Annotated in this window: 11 protein-coding genes; 7 read left to right on the forward strand and 4 right to left on the reverse strand. The window is 62.7% G+C overall.

All coding sequences use genetic code 11. The annotated features are described in order from the left end of the window. Positions 1-93: 93 nt before the first annotated feature. From AC57B6_RS22265 to AC57B6_RS22275, 3 genes are all read right to left on the reverse strand, one after another. The gene (locus AC57B6_RS22265; protein WP_028196039.1) at positions 94-1089 is read right to left on the reverse strand and encodes a DedA family protein/thiosulfate sulfurtransferase GlpE; all 996 of its coding nucleotides are present in this window, start codon (positions 1087-1089) and stop codon (positions 94-96) included. Positions 1090-1431: 342 nt separating this feature from the next. Beyond that, complete coding sequence (locus AC57B6_RS22270; RefSeq protein WP_028196040.1) at positions 1432-1683, reverse strand: hypothetical protein; 252 nt, start codon at positions 1681-1683, stop codon at positions 1432-1434. A gap of 477 nt (positions 1684-2160) precedes the next feature. Next, a complete protein-coding gene (locus tag AC57B6_RS22275; protein ID WP_496422123.1) occupies positions 2161-3864 on the reverse strand; it encodes a methyl-accepting chemotaxis protein in 1704 nt (567 codons plus the stop codon). 300 nt (positions 3865-4164) lie between these two features. Here AC57B6_RS22275 and AC57B6_RS22280 point away from each other — a divergent pair, with 300 nt between their 5' ends. Continuing rightward, positions 4165-7716, forward strand: coding sequence for an ATP-binding protein (locus tag AC57B6_RS22280; RefSeq protein ID WP_496422124.1), 3552 nt, complete (start codon positions 4165-4167; stop codon positions 7714-7716). Positions 7717-7728: 12 nt separating this feature from the next. Here the strand turns inward: AC57B6_RS22280 and AC57B6_RS22285 are convergent, their stop codons facing one another. Next, positions 7729-9129 carry a GntP family permease gene (locus tag AC57B6_RS22285; protein ID WP_028196043.1) on the reverse strand — a complete coding sequence of 467 codons (1401 nt, stop codon included), beginning with the start codon at positions 9127-9129 and terminating at the stop codon, positions 7729-7731. Between the two features lie 311 nt (positions 9130-9440). On the opposite strand from AC57B6_RS22285, the gene AC57B6_RS22290 reads away from it, so the two are divergent. The 6 genes from AC57B6_RS22290 to fae all read left to right on the forward strand — a co-directional run bounded on the left by AC57B6_RS22290 (position 9441) and on the right by fae (position 14933). Further along, entirely contained in the window at positions 9441-10907 is a 1467-nt protein-coding gene (locus tag AC57B6_RS22290) for a sigma-54 interaction domain-containing protein (protein WP_496422125.1), read from the forward strand. Between the two features lie 87 nt (positions 10908-10994). Then, the gene (locus AC57B6_RS22295) at positions 10995-11255 is read left to right on the forward strand and encodes a hypothetical protein (RefSeq protein ID WP_496422126.1); all 261 of its coding nucleotides are present in this window, start codon (positions 10995-10997) and stop codon (positions 11253-11255) included. Between the two features lie 509 nt (positions 11256-11764). Continuing rightward, positions 11765-11968, forward strand: coding sequence for a hypothetical protein (locus tag AC57B6_RS22300; protein ID WP_028196045.1), 204 nt, complete (start codon positions 11765-11767; stop codon positions 11966-11968). 91 nt (positions 11969-12059) lie between these two features. Then, positions 12060-13259, forward strand: a complete 1200-nt coding sequence (locus AC57B6_RS22305; RefSeq protein ID WP_496422127.1) for a serine hydrolase domain-containing protein — start codon at positions 12060-12062, stop codon at positions 13257-13259. Positions 13260-13494: 235 nt separating this feature from the next. Then, complete coding sequence (locus tag AC57B6_RS22310) at positions 13495-13785, forward strand: H-NS histone family protein (RefSeq protein WP_454808405.1); 291 nt, start codon at positions 13495-13497, stop codon at positions 13783-13785. A gap of 623 nt (positions 13786-14408) precedes the next feature. Next, positions 14409-14933, forward strand: a complete 525-nt coding sequence (gene fae, locus AC57B6_RS22315; protein ID WP_028196048.1) for a formaldehyde-activating enzyme — start codon at positions 14409-14411, stop codon at positions 14931-14933. Positions 14934-14951 lie beyond the last annotated feature (18 nt).

Genomic DNA, 14951 nt, shown 5'->3' on the forward strand with positions numbered 1-14951 from the left:
TGAACCGCTCCTTCTGTGTTCATCCTGATTGATCGACACGACGGGCGAAGCGGCGCGGGCGCGCGAGGGCGCCGATGTGAACGCGCTGCCGCGCTACACGGCCTTTGGCGCGATGTCGTCGTCGACCGCCACCTCGGGCGGTGGCATGCCGGGCAGCGCGTCCACCGCTCTGCCCGAATCGCGCCAGGCTTCCATGCCGCCGCGCAACGGCAGCACGTCGGCGAAGCCGGCTTCGTTCATCTGTTTGGCCATCCATGCCGCGGATATTTCGTTTGGGCACGAACAGTAAATCACCACCTTCTGATCGTGCGGGTACGTCGCGACGATCTCGTCGAGTTGCCGCTCGTCGGCAAATTGCGAACCGGGAATTACGAACGGGTCGAGCGCGCGCTTTTCCTGCGAACGGATGTCGAACAGGATCGGCGTCTTGCCTGCCGCGACCAGCTTCGCCAGTTCGTCGACTTCCATTCGCTGGGTCGCCAGCTTGGCGATCAGTTGGCGCCGGCGGATCCAGCGGTAGGCCGCATACAGCAGCAGCAACGCGACGGCCACCAGCGCGGCGGTGCGGCCGAGCCGTCCGGCCATGCTGAACAGCATGTCGATCTGCTTGGCGAACAACGCGCCGATGATCAAACCGGTGCCCGACCACAAGGCCGCGCCAATACCGTCATAAGTGAGAAACGTGCGGTAGCGCGCGCCCATCGCGCCGGCCATCGGAATCGATACGATCGACAGACCCGGCACGAACTTCGCCACGGTCAGCACGCGCACGCCCCAACGGCCGAAGAAGCGTTCGGTCTTTTTTACACAGGTGTCGCGCGACAGGGAAAGACGGCAGATCGCTTTTAGCGTGTTGCCGCCGTACAAACGGCCGGCGAGATACCAGGCGCTGTCGCCGATCAGTGTGGCGAATATCGACAACACGAGAACCGGCATCAACTGCGTACCCACGGAGCCGGGGTGCATGGCCGCCATCGCCCCGAACAGCACGAGCGACGGCATCGCCGGCACCGGCAGCCCGAGAGAGGCTGCCAGCACGTTCGCGAAGACGAGCGCCGGTCCATATTGCTCGACGAGATCATGTAGCATCGGCTTACATCCGCAGCCCTTTCGAGCACGGCGCTGGTAGGAAAAGCAAGGGAGAATGTAAAGATTATGGACGCATTTTCAAGACGTGCAAACGCTCGGCAAACGGACCGCTATCTGGCGCTTGAAAACCGGGCCGTAACAGGCCTGGCGAATTAAAAATGCGGATTAAATGCGCAAATCGAACAAGCTGAAATGATTAAAGCATACGCCACAAGCGAGCGGCGAATAACGCGCTACGGACGCCCGTAGGGCGCCCCGCAGTACACAAACCAGGCTTGACGGTGCAGACGCCGCGTGAGGCATTTATTGCAAGTGACAAGCGCAATGCCGAACGCGACAGCTTTACGGGCGATGATTGTGCTGTTCGCCCGGCAACTCCGCGCCGTGCGCGCGAATGGCCGCAATCAGTTCGGCAGGCGTGATTTCGTAGCGCACTTCGCGGTGAATGCCTGGCTTGCGCTCATCGACCTCGATCAGAAGAATGCCTTTGCCGTCTTCTGTCGATTCGAGGCGCAGCGAGCGGAGTTCGCGCGCCGTTGCGTCGTCGTATTCGGTGAGCAGGGCCATTGACCCGGAGGACCCGGTAGTGCGCATCGAGTTTGTCCTTGTTCCGTTGTTGATCGAACCATTGTAAAGGCAGGCTGGCGCGCCGTCTGTCGCGCCGCGCTCACATCTGGGAATCTACCCTTCCGTCTATCTATCTGCCGGGCGCCGCGCTGGCCAATAGCTGGCGAGGCCTGCTGGGCAACGCGGACCGTGACGGCCGCCCGATCGCGGGCCGCCCGATCGTGAACAGCCAGTTTAACGCGACTCCCCGCTGCGCCGGCTTCATTTTTCATGCCCTGCTGCGGTGCAACCCTTCTCCGTGGCTGTCATGGTGCTGACGCGCGCTTCGGCTAGGACCGGCGCCGCGCCGGAAACAACGTGCAAAAAAAAGCCCGTCCATGGAGGGACGGGCTGCTAAACGCCGTTGTTACTCGGGTCAGCGTGTCCTTACAACCAACTGAGCGCTGACGCCTTCATCGTGCTGCGCCAATTCCCTGCTGTCGAGGTGGGAGTAACGCCGATCCGTCAGATTAAAGCCGCTTCTTCCTGCCGGGCTTCGGGCGTCATTGCGTGCGTCGTGTCGTGCCTGAATCCGGGCGCCGGCTTAAGTGTCACATGCAGCGCCGCATGGTGCGCGGGCGCCGGTTGCACGGCACGCGGCGCGGGCGTTGCATCGGCGACCGTGAACAGGCGCACTGCTTCGTCCAGCACGTCGGCCTGCTCCGCCAGACGCTGCGCCGTGGCGGCCGCCTGTTCGACCAGTGCGGCGTTCTGCTGGGTGGCGCCGTCCAGATGCGAGACCGCCTGGTTGACCTGGCGAATCCCCTCCGCCTGCTCGCTGCTCGCATTCGCCACGTCGACGATGATCGACGACACCCGGCTCACTGCCTCGTCGATCACGCGCATCTGCGAGGTGGTGCGGGCAACCAGTTCCGTGCCCAGCGCCACTTCGGTCGCGCTCGCCTCGACGACCGTCTTGATTTCCTTCGACGACGCCGCGCACCGTTGCGCCAGCATCCGCACTTCGCCCGCGACGACCGCGAACGAGCGGCCCGCCTCGCCCGCGCGGGCCGCTTCGACGGCGGCATTGAGCGCGAGAATGTTGGTCTGGAACGCGATGCCGTCGATCACGCCGGTGATGTCCGCAATGCGTTTCGATGCCGCCGTGATACCGGCCATGGTCTGCTCGACCTGACCCGCGATCTTGCCGCCGACGGCCGCCGCCGCTTGCGCGTCTTTCGCCAGATCGAGCGCGCGCACGCTGGCGTCGGCGTTGGCTTGCACGGTAGTGGTCAATTGTTCCATGGTGGCCGCCGTCTCTTCGAGCGACGCCGCCTGCAATTCGGTGCGGCGCGCGAGGTCGACATTGCCGCTGGAGATTTCACGCGCGTTGTCGAGCATGCCGGTGATCTGCGCGCGCACGTCGTAGACGATCGCCGCAAGATTGGCCTTCAACTGATTCAACGCCTGCAGCACGTCGCCGAGATCGTCGTGACGCGCGATCATCAGATCGGCGGTCAGGTCGCCGGCGGCGAGGCGGGTTGCGAAACCGGACATGTCGCGAATCGGTCTCGCGAGTTGCCGTGTCAGCATCCGCCATGACAGCAGGCTGAACGCGGTTGTGACGCCGAACGCCATCCAGAACGGCGCGGGCGGCGTGCCTCCCCATGCAGCGAGGCCGGTCAGCAACAAAGCCAGCGGCGTGATCGCATAGCCGACCGCCGCACGCGTCGCGACCGGCAGGCGCATCAGCGATTGCACACGGCCGGACACACCCGTACGCACGACCACGCCGCGATGCAGCCTGAACGCACGCGACGCACCGGTACGGATGCGCGTGTACAGCGCTTCGGCGGCGCGCACCGCGTCGCGTTCTGGTTTCACACGCACGCTCAGATAGCCGACCACGGTGCCTTTTTCGACCACTGGCGTGACGTTCGCGTGCACCCAGTAGTGGTCGCCGTTCTTGCGGCGATTCTTGACGAGCGCGGTCCACGGGCGGCCGTCGCGGATCGTCGCCCACATGTCGGCGAAGGCTTCGCGTGGCATGTCGGGATGGCGGATCAGATTGTGCGGCTGGCCAATCAGTTCTTCGCGCGTGTAGCCCGAGACGGCGATGAAGGCCGGGTTGCAATACTGGATGCGGCCGGTCAGATCGGTCGCGGAAACAAGCATCTGTGACGAAGGGAATTCGTACTCTTGCCCGGTGACGGGCTGATTGTTGCGCATGGCTTTCCTTGCAGGTGCGGACGCGCGACCGCGCGGTCCTTACATCCAAGCAAGGAATAACGGCATTAACCACGCGAGCTTGAGGGTTTTCCCAGTAAACCACTCAGGTTTATCGCTCGCTGTGCCGTTATCGCAAGGTTGTCTTCATGCGCGCTGCGTCGTCGGCGAAACGGGTGCCAGATGCGTTTCACGGCCCCTTCAAAAGCGTTACACTGCGCCGGACAAGGCCTGCAGACGCATTTCGTCGCCCCCGACACCCGCAGTGGTCTGCCTGCGCGAACCCGCTATTCAAGCGACCCGATGCAGAAGATCCTCGACCGGACTCAGGAGTCACTGGCCCACGCGTTTGCTTCGCTCGCGCAAAGCGCGAAGCGTCAACAGCGCCTGTATCTCGCGACGATCGGATCGTTGATGCTGATCGTGGTGATATTCACGTTGCTGCTGGCGGTTCTCGCCGCGGCCAAACAACTGGATTACCGGCGCGCCTTCGCCACGCAGAATGCCGCTGATATCACCGCGCTGCTGCATCGCGAGCAGGCTTTTTTGCGGCGCGCAGAATTGACCCTGGCCTACTACAACACGTTCGACGGTAAGTTGCCGTTACCCGAGGGCATGGTGGAATCGGTCGAGAAAACGGGGGCGGCGCGCAGCCTCGTGGAGATGGGCGGCGCGCACATCGATCTGCTGGTCGGCGATGCGACCCGGGCGGCCTGGGGGCCGCAGTTGAATGTGAAACTCTCGCGTCTGTATCAGACCGGGGAGTCGACGCTGGCGACCGAGCAGGCCTTCGCGTTGCGCCAGCGTGCCATGCTGGTCGGACTGAACGAAGACTACGCGGTCATGCTTCCGGCAGTCGACGCGCCAGGCGCCGCATCCGGCACCGATGCGCTGTTGCCGCAACCGGAAGCCATCGGCACGCTGCGCGACTCGATCGAGCGCCAGTTGCAGGCTCAAACCGGCAAGCGCGTGCCAGGCAAAGGCGAGCTTATCTGGCTCGGCCCCTATCGTGAACCGTTGCAGGGCATACCGGTGATCGCCGCCGTGAGCGCCTACTATGACGGCGACACACCGGTCGCGCTCATCACGACGAATATCCCGGTCAGCGGATTGCCGGACTATTTCAGCCGTCCGGCGGCCGAAGGGACGCTGCTGCTCATGAGGCCGGATCGCCGTGTGATTGTGTCCTCGCCGCCGGTCGATCCGGGCACGTTGCAAATGCTTCGGGACATCGTTGTCGACATGCCCTCCGACGGTTATCGCTACACGCGCGACGGCGCTGTGCTGGCCGAGCCGCTCACGCCGGAATTCGGCTCAATGGTAGGCTTTCTGCCGTGGCGGGCGTTAGTCTGGGCGCTGCGCTGGCAACTGGGGACACTTGCCGGTCTTGCCCTTCTCGTACTGGGATCCATCGCGCTAACCGCGCGTCTGTGGGGGCTGCGTCTGTTACAGAAGACGTACGCCGAAACTACCCGTGCGCTGGAAAGCGAAACCATCAATCACATTCTCGTCAGCGCGACGCCGATTGGTCTATGCATTGTTCGGCAAAGCGATTTTTCGATTCTCACTGCCAATGCGTTGGCCGGCGAGCTGCTGCATATTGAACCGGGTAGCAACCGCTTGCCGCCGCATATCGTCGGCGAGTTCTCGGCGCAGGCGCCGGATAAGCCTTCCGTGATGGCGTTTGCAAAGGTCGCCGCTTTTGTCGCGCCGGCGCGATCCTCGCCGCCCGCTGCGCATTTATCGCAGCCACCAGCGCAACCGCAATCGCAACCGCAACCGCAACCGCAACCGCAACCGCAGGCGCAGCCACAGGCACCAGTGTCGGCGGACGAGAGCGAAGCGCCACCCGCGCAGTTTCTGCAATTCACTTACGCGGCCGCACGTTATGCCGGCGAGGACGTCCTGTTCTGCGCGATTCTCGACGTGACCGCGCAGCAGGCGCTTGAACAGCAACTACGGCTCGCGCAGCAGCACTCCGAGAGCATGATGCGGGCGCGGTCGAATTTCTTCGCGTCGATGAGCCACGAAATCCGCACGCCGTTGAACGCGCTGCTCGGCAACCTCGAACTGTTCGCGCGGACCCCGGGTCTCGAAGCGCATACGCAACGGCTCGCCACGCTGGAGGTGGCCGCCGGTGCGCTGCGCGGCATCGTCAACGATATTCTCGACTTTTCGAAGATCGACGCCGGTGAGATGAAACTCGTGAGCGAGTCGTTCAGACCAATCGACGATCTGGAAAATATCGCGCTTTCCTACGCGCCGATGACAGGCGAGCGTGCGATTCGTTTCTATTCGCATCTGTCGCCGACGCTCAACCAGGTCTTGCGCGGCGATCGCACGCGCATTGCGCAGATCGTCAACAACCTGCTGAGCAATGCGTTCAAGTTCACGTCGTGCGGCAAGATCACGTTGAGTGCGGAAGTGAAGGACGACCTCCAGGGCCGCCCGATTTTGATCTGCCGGGTCTGCGATTCGGGCATCGGCATGGACCAGACGCTGGTGGCGCGCATTTTCAATCCGTTCGAGCAGGGCGAAGCGAGCACGTCGAGCCGCTATGGCGGCACCGGCCTTGGCTTGTCGATCTGCGCGCGGCTGTGCGAGCTGATGGGCGGCCATATTTCGGTCGAAAGCGTGCTGGGTGTCGGCAGCGCGTTCAGCGTTTCGATCCCGCTCGCACCGCCTCCGGATGAGTTGCGCGAGCCGGCCGTCGAACCGGTTCACCGGGGCAATGCGCTGGTGGTGTCGCAGGAACGCGAGTCGGGGAAGATCATCGACAGCGGCCTGCATCGGGTAGGGTGGGCGGTTCACACGGTCGGATCGATGCGCAGCGCACAAGCATGGTTGCGTGTGAACCGGCCGGACGTGATGGTGGTCACCGGCGAATACGATCTCGACGCGATTGCGTCGTTGCGTGCGGCGCATCCGGCAGGCGTGGTGTGGATCACCCGCACCGGACCTCATCGTCCGGTAGCGCGTGGCGACGGCGTGCTCGAAGTGACGGAGTTCAGCCACAAGGCGATTCTGGCTGCGGTGGATATGGCCGTCACGGGGGCTGCCGAGGTAACGGCGGCGCTGCCGCCGGCTCCCGCCGCATTGCCGCTTCCCGAAGCCAATCCGGCCTTGCAGGGCTTGACGGTGCTGGTCGCCGAAGACAATCCGCTGATCCAGACCCTGATCGTCGAGCAACTCGACGCGCTGGGCTGCCTGCCGACGATTGCCGGCGACGGACGCCAGGCGCTGGCAGCATTCGAGCAAGGGAATTTCGAAGTGGTGCTGACCGATATTCACATGCCGGTCATGGATGGATACGGCTTGCTGGCGGCACTGCGTGAAGCGCACGCGGACGTGCCGGTGCTTGCATTTAGCGCGGTAACCGACAGTCAGCAGGAGGCAGGCTGGCGCGAGCGAGGCTTTAGCGGGTATGTCGCGAAACCGGCGTCGCTGGACGAGTTGGCGGCGGCGCTGCACGCGGCGGCATCAACAAGAGTTGCGCCGGCGGCCGCAGTCCCGGCTGCGGCCGGCCCGGCCACCCCAGCCGCCCCGGCGAACACGCTCGGCGCGGACGACAAGTCGCGTTACATGACCATGCTCAAGGAGCATCTTCAAAACGATCTGCCAAGGCTGTTGGCGATCGTCGAAGAGGAGGACCGGGAAGCCTTGGGCGGCTGGGCGCATAGCGCGGCCGGCGGGTTCCTGGTGGTGCAGGAGCAGCGATTCGCACAGCAGTGCCGCGAACTGCAACGGCTATGCGAGAACGGCGAACGTTGGACAACCGAAATGGACGAACGCGCGATCTCGCTGCATGAGGCGATATGCGATCACTTCGGATTGGACGAAGCGTCGATGCACTGACTTCTCAGCCGATCACACCAGCCCGGTCATGTAGTACACCGCGATCACGAAGAAAACCGCCAGCGTCTTGATTACCGTCACGGCGAAGATATCGCGGTACGACTGGCGGTGCGTGAGCCCCGTCACCGCCAGCAGTGTGATCACGGCGCCGTTATGCGGCAGCGTGTCCATGCCGCCGCTCGCCATGGCGACGACCCGGTGCAACACTTCCATCGGGATATGCGCCGCTTCCGCGCCCTTGATGAACGTGTCGGACATGGCCGCGAGGGCGATGCTCATACCGCCCGATGCCGAACCCGTGATGCCCGCCAGCGAGCTCACCGAAACGGCGGCATTGACGAGCGGATTCGGAATGCTCTTCAGCGCGTCGCTCACTACCAGGAAGCCCGGCAAGGCCGCGATCACGCCGCCGAAACCATACTCCGAAGCGGTATTCAACGAAGCCAGCAACGCGCCCGCCACCGCAGCCTTGGTGCCGATCGCAAAGCGCTCGCGCACGCGGCCGAACGCCGTTACCACGACCATCACGATACCGAGCAACAGCGCGCCTTCAACGGCCCAGATCGCGACGACGCTTTTGATCGTCGTGGTAACCGGTGCATGGATGCCCGGCAGGATGTCCGGCGCGATCGTGTACGACGCGCCGTACCAGTTCGGAATCCAGCGGGTCAGCAGGAAGTTCGCCACGCCGACCAGCACCAGCGGCGCGACCGCGAGCAGCGGATGCGGCAGTTGCTTCGATTCGACACGTTCCGGTTCGTTGACGAGATCCGTGCCGTAGCCTTCGCCGGTCGCCATGGCCGCGCGGCGGCGCCATTCCAGGTAGGTGAGGCCGACCACGATGATGAACAGCGAGCCGATTACGCCAAGCGTAGGCGCGGCCCAGGACGTCGTCTTGAAGAAGGTGGTCGGGATGATGTTCTGGATCTGCGGCGTGCCCGGCAGCGAATCCATCGTGAACGAGAACGCGCCGAGCGCAATCGCGCCGGGCATCAGGCGTTTCGGAATATTGCTCTGGCGGTACAGCTCGGCCGCGAACGGATAGACGGCGAACACCACCACGAACAGCGAGACGCCGCCATAGGTGAGCAAGGCGCACACCGCGACGATCACCGCGTTGGCGCGCGAGCGGCCAATGTAGCGGATGGCCGCGGCCACGATCGACTCCGAGAAACCGGATAGTTCGATCACCTTGCCGAACACCGCGCCCAGCAGAAACACCGGGAAGTAAAGCTTCACGAAACCGACCATCTTCTCCATGAAGATGCCGGAGAACACCGGGGCGACGGCGCCCGGATCGGTGAGCAGCACCGCGCCGAGAGCGGCGATCGGCGCGAATAGAATGACGCTGTAGCCGCGATACGCGGCAAACATCAGAAACGCCAGCGCGGCGAGGACGATAACAAAGGACATTGAGTCTCCGAAGCTTGGTTGTTCTACGTGTATGCCGTCCCAATGAGAGCGACGGCCCGGCGCCCGCAAATGCAGATTCCATGCCACCTGCACTGAAGCGGCCTGTCCATTGATTTCACAGGCGAAGTTTGAAACGTGATGCGGCCGATTGTACCCAAACGTCTCTAAATCGGGACGCAAATCAGCCGAACATAAGTCCATTCGAGGTTAAACCCTTATTGGGTGAGCTTGCTGGCGATCTCGTCGATGAGATAAGCTGTCTACAATATGAGACAAACATAACTAAAACGATAGCCGGAGACAGCGACACCATGATGAACGACTGGGCAGGTCTTCCTGCCACATACGGCGACGTACTCCGCCGGGCGATGGAATCGCTCTTCCGGACGTTCGAAAATTTCAGTGAAGGCACATTCATCGTCGACGCCGAGGCACGCGTCGTCTGGATCAACAAGCGCTACGCGGCGCGCTTCGGTTTTTCGGACCCGCAGCAGGCGATCGGCCGGGATTGCGAGGAAGTGATTCCTAACAGCCTGATGCGCGAGGTCGTGAATACCGGCAAACCGATTCTGCTCGACATCCTCGAAACGGATCGCGAGCCGCTGGTGGTGACGCGGCTGCCGTTGAAAGACGACGCCGGCGAAACGGTCGGCGCGGTGGGTTTCGCGTTGTTCGACGAACTGAAGGCGCTCACGCCGCTCTTTTCCCACTATTCCCGCGTGCAGGAAGAGTTGATCGCGACGCGTCAGTCGCTCGCGCAGGCAAGGCGGGCGAAGTACACGTTCGGCAGTTTTGTCGGCACGAGCGCGGCGAGTCTCGAGGTCAAGCGCCAGGCGCGCCGCGCCGCGCAACTCGAGTCGCCCGTACTGTTGCTCGGCGAAACCGGCACCGGTAAGGAATTGCTGGCGCATGCCATTCACGGCGGGTCGGCGCGGGCGAATCAGCCGCTCGTGACGGTCAACGTGGCGGCGATTCCGGACACGTTGCTCGAAGTCGAATTCTTCGGCGCCGCGCCCGGCGCCTATACCGGCGCGGACCGGAAAGGGCGGGTCGGCAAATTTGAGCTCGCGAACGGCGGCACGCTGTTTCTCGACGAAATCGGCGACATGCCGCTGCCTTTGCAGGGCAAGCTGTTGCGCGTGCTGCAGGACAAGGAGTTCGAGCCGCTCGGCTCGAACCGGATCGTGCGCGCGGATGTGCGGATCATCGCCGCGACTTCTGCCGATTTGCCGGCGCTGGTCGCAGCGGGGCGTTTCCGCGCAGACCTGTTCTATCGGCTTAACGTGCTGACAATCCAGGCGCCGGCGCTTCGGGAGCGTTTGTCCGATATCGAAGCGCTTGCCTACGCCATGCTGGAGGACCTGTCGACGCAGGCGCGCGGCGCCAGTCACTTTGAATTGCAGGACGATGCATTGCAGCTGCTGTGTTCGTACGGCTGGCCCGGCAATGTGCGCGAGCTGCGCAATACGTTGGAAAGGGCGGTGATGCTGTCGGACAGCGAGCGAATCGATGCGCGTGCGCTGGCGCCGTTTATCGGTCCGTCACATGGTGGCCATCGTCCGCAGGTATCTATGGTCCCCGAGACGCAGGCTTCGGACCCGGCTTCGGTGGCGCCCGGCGCGACTTCGTGGAGCGAGGCCATGGCCGCATTCGAAAAGCGGTATCTGAGCGACGCCCTGCGCGCCAACGGTGGCCGCGTGATCGAGACGGCGATGCAGATCGGCATGGGCCGCGCGACGCTCTATAAGAAGATTGCGGCATACGGTATCGAGGTGTGACAAAGTCCGGCGTCATCGAATGACGCAGCGCAATGGCCGCGTGGCACAATCGCTTGATCGAAAAACAAGACGTGATCGGGGTTTCAAATGAAACACAGCCTTTCCCTTTTCGCGCGCCGGGCCTGTGCGGCGCTGGCGCTTCCCGCAATCGCTATTCTGGGTGGTTGCAGCAGCAGCGCGCCGCTGTTTCTATCCGACGGCCGACCGACTACGCTGGTCCAATGTCCAGTCGGCTCCGACTCCTGCTCGCAGCAGGCAAACGCGGCTTGTGGCGGTGCTTTCGACATCGTGCGCCAATCCAGCGATAACGGCACGCTCAGTCTGATATACGCCTGTCGCGCAAAATAACGTTATGCCAGCCAACAGCCGGCGTAACGGGAATGACAATTTCCTTTCCTTATTCCCGCCGCGCAGGCGTGACGGCGGGCGTCTCCCCTCTTAGTGCAAACCCCTTTTAGCGGCCAAATCCGGCCATGCGGCGAGTTGACGTTGCCCAATACGCATATGGTCGTTATCAATACCTGGCTTCAATGCGCATTTCTGAAAACGGTTATCATGCGCGTTGCGTATTTATTGAACTGCTCCCAAGTCATTGCTTATATTGTCCGTGCCGATCATAAAGCGCTCCGGGTTCTCCATTAAGCCGGGTCGGTGCGGCACCTAACGGAACGTGAAGATTCCGGGCAGTATCCTCGTCTGGCGGGCTCAGCGTTAAAACATATATGAAGATTTTGCCGAGTTACGGCAGGCCGGATTAACGGCGCAAGAAAGTTTTTCCGTTTGAGTGGCTGGATGATGTAATTGCGGCATGCTTTATGCTTTTTAAACGAGTCCAATGCGTAATTCCGGGGAAAACAATGAATCATCATCAACTCGAAAAAGATATCGAACATCTTGAGCATGTAATTTCACATATCTCTGCAGAAGACCGCATCCCACTGTCCTATTGGCGCAACCGCATCGCTTTGGTGTCCGGGGCGGCCCTGGTGCCGGCGCAGGCCAGTCGCGTCAAACGGCTCGATGCAGCCCTGACGGCATTGGAGGGGCGGAAAAAGGCGTGACCCCCCTCAGGAGGGAGGGTGACGTGTACCGCCTGATCGGGTAACGTTTCCTGAAAAATAAGGGAACGTAACATTTGGGATCAGGAGGAGCATGCAACCTGCAGGACTTTCAACCGTCAGGCTGACGGCGCTCACGAACGCCATGCAAGGCTATGTGGAGCGCGACGAGGTGGCGGGCGTCGTTTCGCTGGTCTGGCGGCGCGGTGAGATCGGCTATTTCGAGCCGCTCGGCCTGCGTGACGAAGCGGCGCAATTGTCCATGGAGCGCGATACGCTGTTTCGTATCGCCTCGATGACCAAGCCGGTTACGAGCGCGGCGATCCTGATGCTGGTCGAAGAGGATCGCCTCGCACTCGATACACCGGTTTCCATGTGGCTGCCTGAGCTGGCGGCGCCGCGCGTGCTGCGCGACCCTACCGGCCCGCTCGACGAAACCGACCCCGCCAGAACGCCGCTTACCGTGCTCGATCTGCTCACGCATCGTGCCGGCTATCCCTATCACTTCACCGCCACCGGTCCGTTGGCCGAGGCTTACGCGGCGGCCTTCAACGGTATTGAAGCGCGCGGCGACGCGAACGCGTGGTTAAAACGTATAGCCAGTTTGCCGTTGATGTTTCAACCCGGCTCGCGCTGGCACTACGGCATCGCGACCGACATTCTCGGCGTGCTGATCGAACGAGTCAGCGGCATGCGGCTCGGCGACTTTTTCCGGACGCGGATCTTCGAACCGCTGGGCATGCGCGACACGGCGTTCTGGGTGCCCGACGCGCAGCTCGCGCGTTTGGCGACGGCTTATGGCGTCGCGCCGGGCACGCAGCGGCGCGTGATCGAAGATCATCCGTCGGCAAGCCGCTGGGCAAATCCTGACCGGTTCCAGAGCGGTGGCGGTGGCCTTGTCTCGACCGCGCAGGACTATCTGCAATTCGCGCAGCTATTGCTCGGGCGGGGGCGCGTCGGCTCGACACGTTTGCTGTCGCATCGCTCGGTCGATCTGATGCGCTCGAATTTTCTGACCCGCGACCAGCGTCGTGTGCCGGCGTTCGGCCAGGTGATGTGGGCGGGTCAGGGTTTTGGCCTCGGTCTGTCCATCGTCGACGATCCGGCGCAGCAGTTGCCGCTCGGCTACCGCTCGGCAGGTTCGTTCGGCTGGCCGGGCGCGTATGGCACCAGTTGGTTTGCCGATCCGGTGGAAAACCTGATCGGTATCATGCTGATTCAGCGGCGGGCCGTCGAACCCTTCCCGATGTCGCTCGATTTTGAACGCCGCGTGTACGATGCAATTGACGATTGAGTGCATTGGCCACGGCAGTTGAACCGGCCATCCTGAACCGCGGGTAACCGTGCCACCCGGCGCGAACGCACCTTATGCGGGCCGCCTGACGAGAGTCGCCTTGCGGGTCTCTCTATCCGGCACTTTTTTCGTCTGATAGTGTCCTCCAATCCCCTACGGGACTTCCTTCGGGGCGGGGGACTTCTTCTGGGGCGTCCGCGCACAGCGGCTCGTCAAATCGATCGGAGTACCTGCCATGGCCACCTACAAGCAGTTGACCGCGCAACTCGAAAAGCTCCATAAGGAAGTCGCCGCGGCGCGCGAAAAAGAAATCGCGCAGGCGATCGCCGACATCAAGCAGAAGATTGCCGACTACGACCTGACAGCGGAAGAGCTGGGTTTTACGAAGAAGCATGCGGCAGCACGCAAAACCGCTTCGGTAGCCAAGTACCGCAATCCGAAAACAGGCGAGACGTGGACCGGCCGAGGCCGTTCGCCTGGCTGGCTTGTGGGCAAGAATCGCGAGCGCTTTCTGATCGAAGGTTGAAGATATGTCGAGCGTCGCGCATGCGCGCAACGCGCCTGATTTTTCTGAAGTGAGCTTGCGCAAAGTTTTTCTTGCACCGCTGAGAGGGTCCCGAAAACGCTCACCTTTCGCCGGAGCTTGCAACGCGCAGCGCGGATTTCACGCGCTGCCTCGTGTCAGGACGGATTGTTTCGGTGAGCCTGGTTTTGTCGGACGACGCACCTTGCGGTGCGCTCATCTCTGCGGGCTGGCGTAACGGGCCGCCGTCCTCGAAACCCGCGCCAGCCTTTGCTGACGGGCTTTCCCAGGCTATGCGAAGCATCGCGTGGCGGGTCGCCCGGTTGCGCTACTACCTTTTCCCCTGACGTTGGCCGACCAATGAATCTCACGCCATGAGTGCGTGAGCGGCTCGTGGTGTCTTCACTTTTCATCCCCATTCGAGGTTCGCAATCGCGAGTCCCGAAAACCCTCACCTTTGCGCGTGTCCGGATGCGCGGCGCAGTGCGTCGCGTCGTCGCCATGCAGGGTGCTCGGGCAAACCCGGAGATGAGTTCGCCTCATACCCTGGATCAAAACTCATCGATACATGGTCGCGAAGACCCGACAGCACAATGGGTCATCTACTCACCCCCGACGGATAGACCATGAGCGTATCGACAGACAAGCAACTCTTTATCGGCGAAGGATTCGAAGGCCCAGGCGTCAACCTCGCGCACATCAACGTGCTCGTCGGCCCGCGCAACGGGCCTGCGGGTCAGGCTTTCGCCACCGCGTTGGCGACGCCTTCCGCGGGGCACGCGCCGTTCGTCGTGATCGCGAGGCCAGGCGTGCCGACCAAGCCGCTCACGCTGTATGTGAACAAGGCGCAGATCGGCAGTGACTTCCACGGCAACGCGACGTGGGGCGCTTCGCAAGCCGGTATTGCGAAGGCGGTAGCGGAGTCGCTCGAGAACGGCACGCTGCCGCCCGAAGCGGAAAACGATTGGGTGGTGGTGTCGGCGAACTGGGTCAATCCGGCCACGGATAATCTCGACGCCGTCTTCGACAACAACTACCGTGCGTGCAAAAACGCGATCCTCGCGGCGATGAAGGGGCTGCCGCATCGTGATGAAGTGTTCGCCGCCGCGCGCGACGTATCGAATCCGTTCTACACCCCCAAACAACGTTAATCACGCGCAACGCGGTTC

The sequence above is a fragment of the Paraburkholderia sp. BGA-UO-ETr-F12 genome (assembly GCF_059567945.1).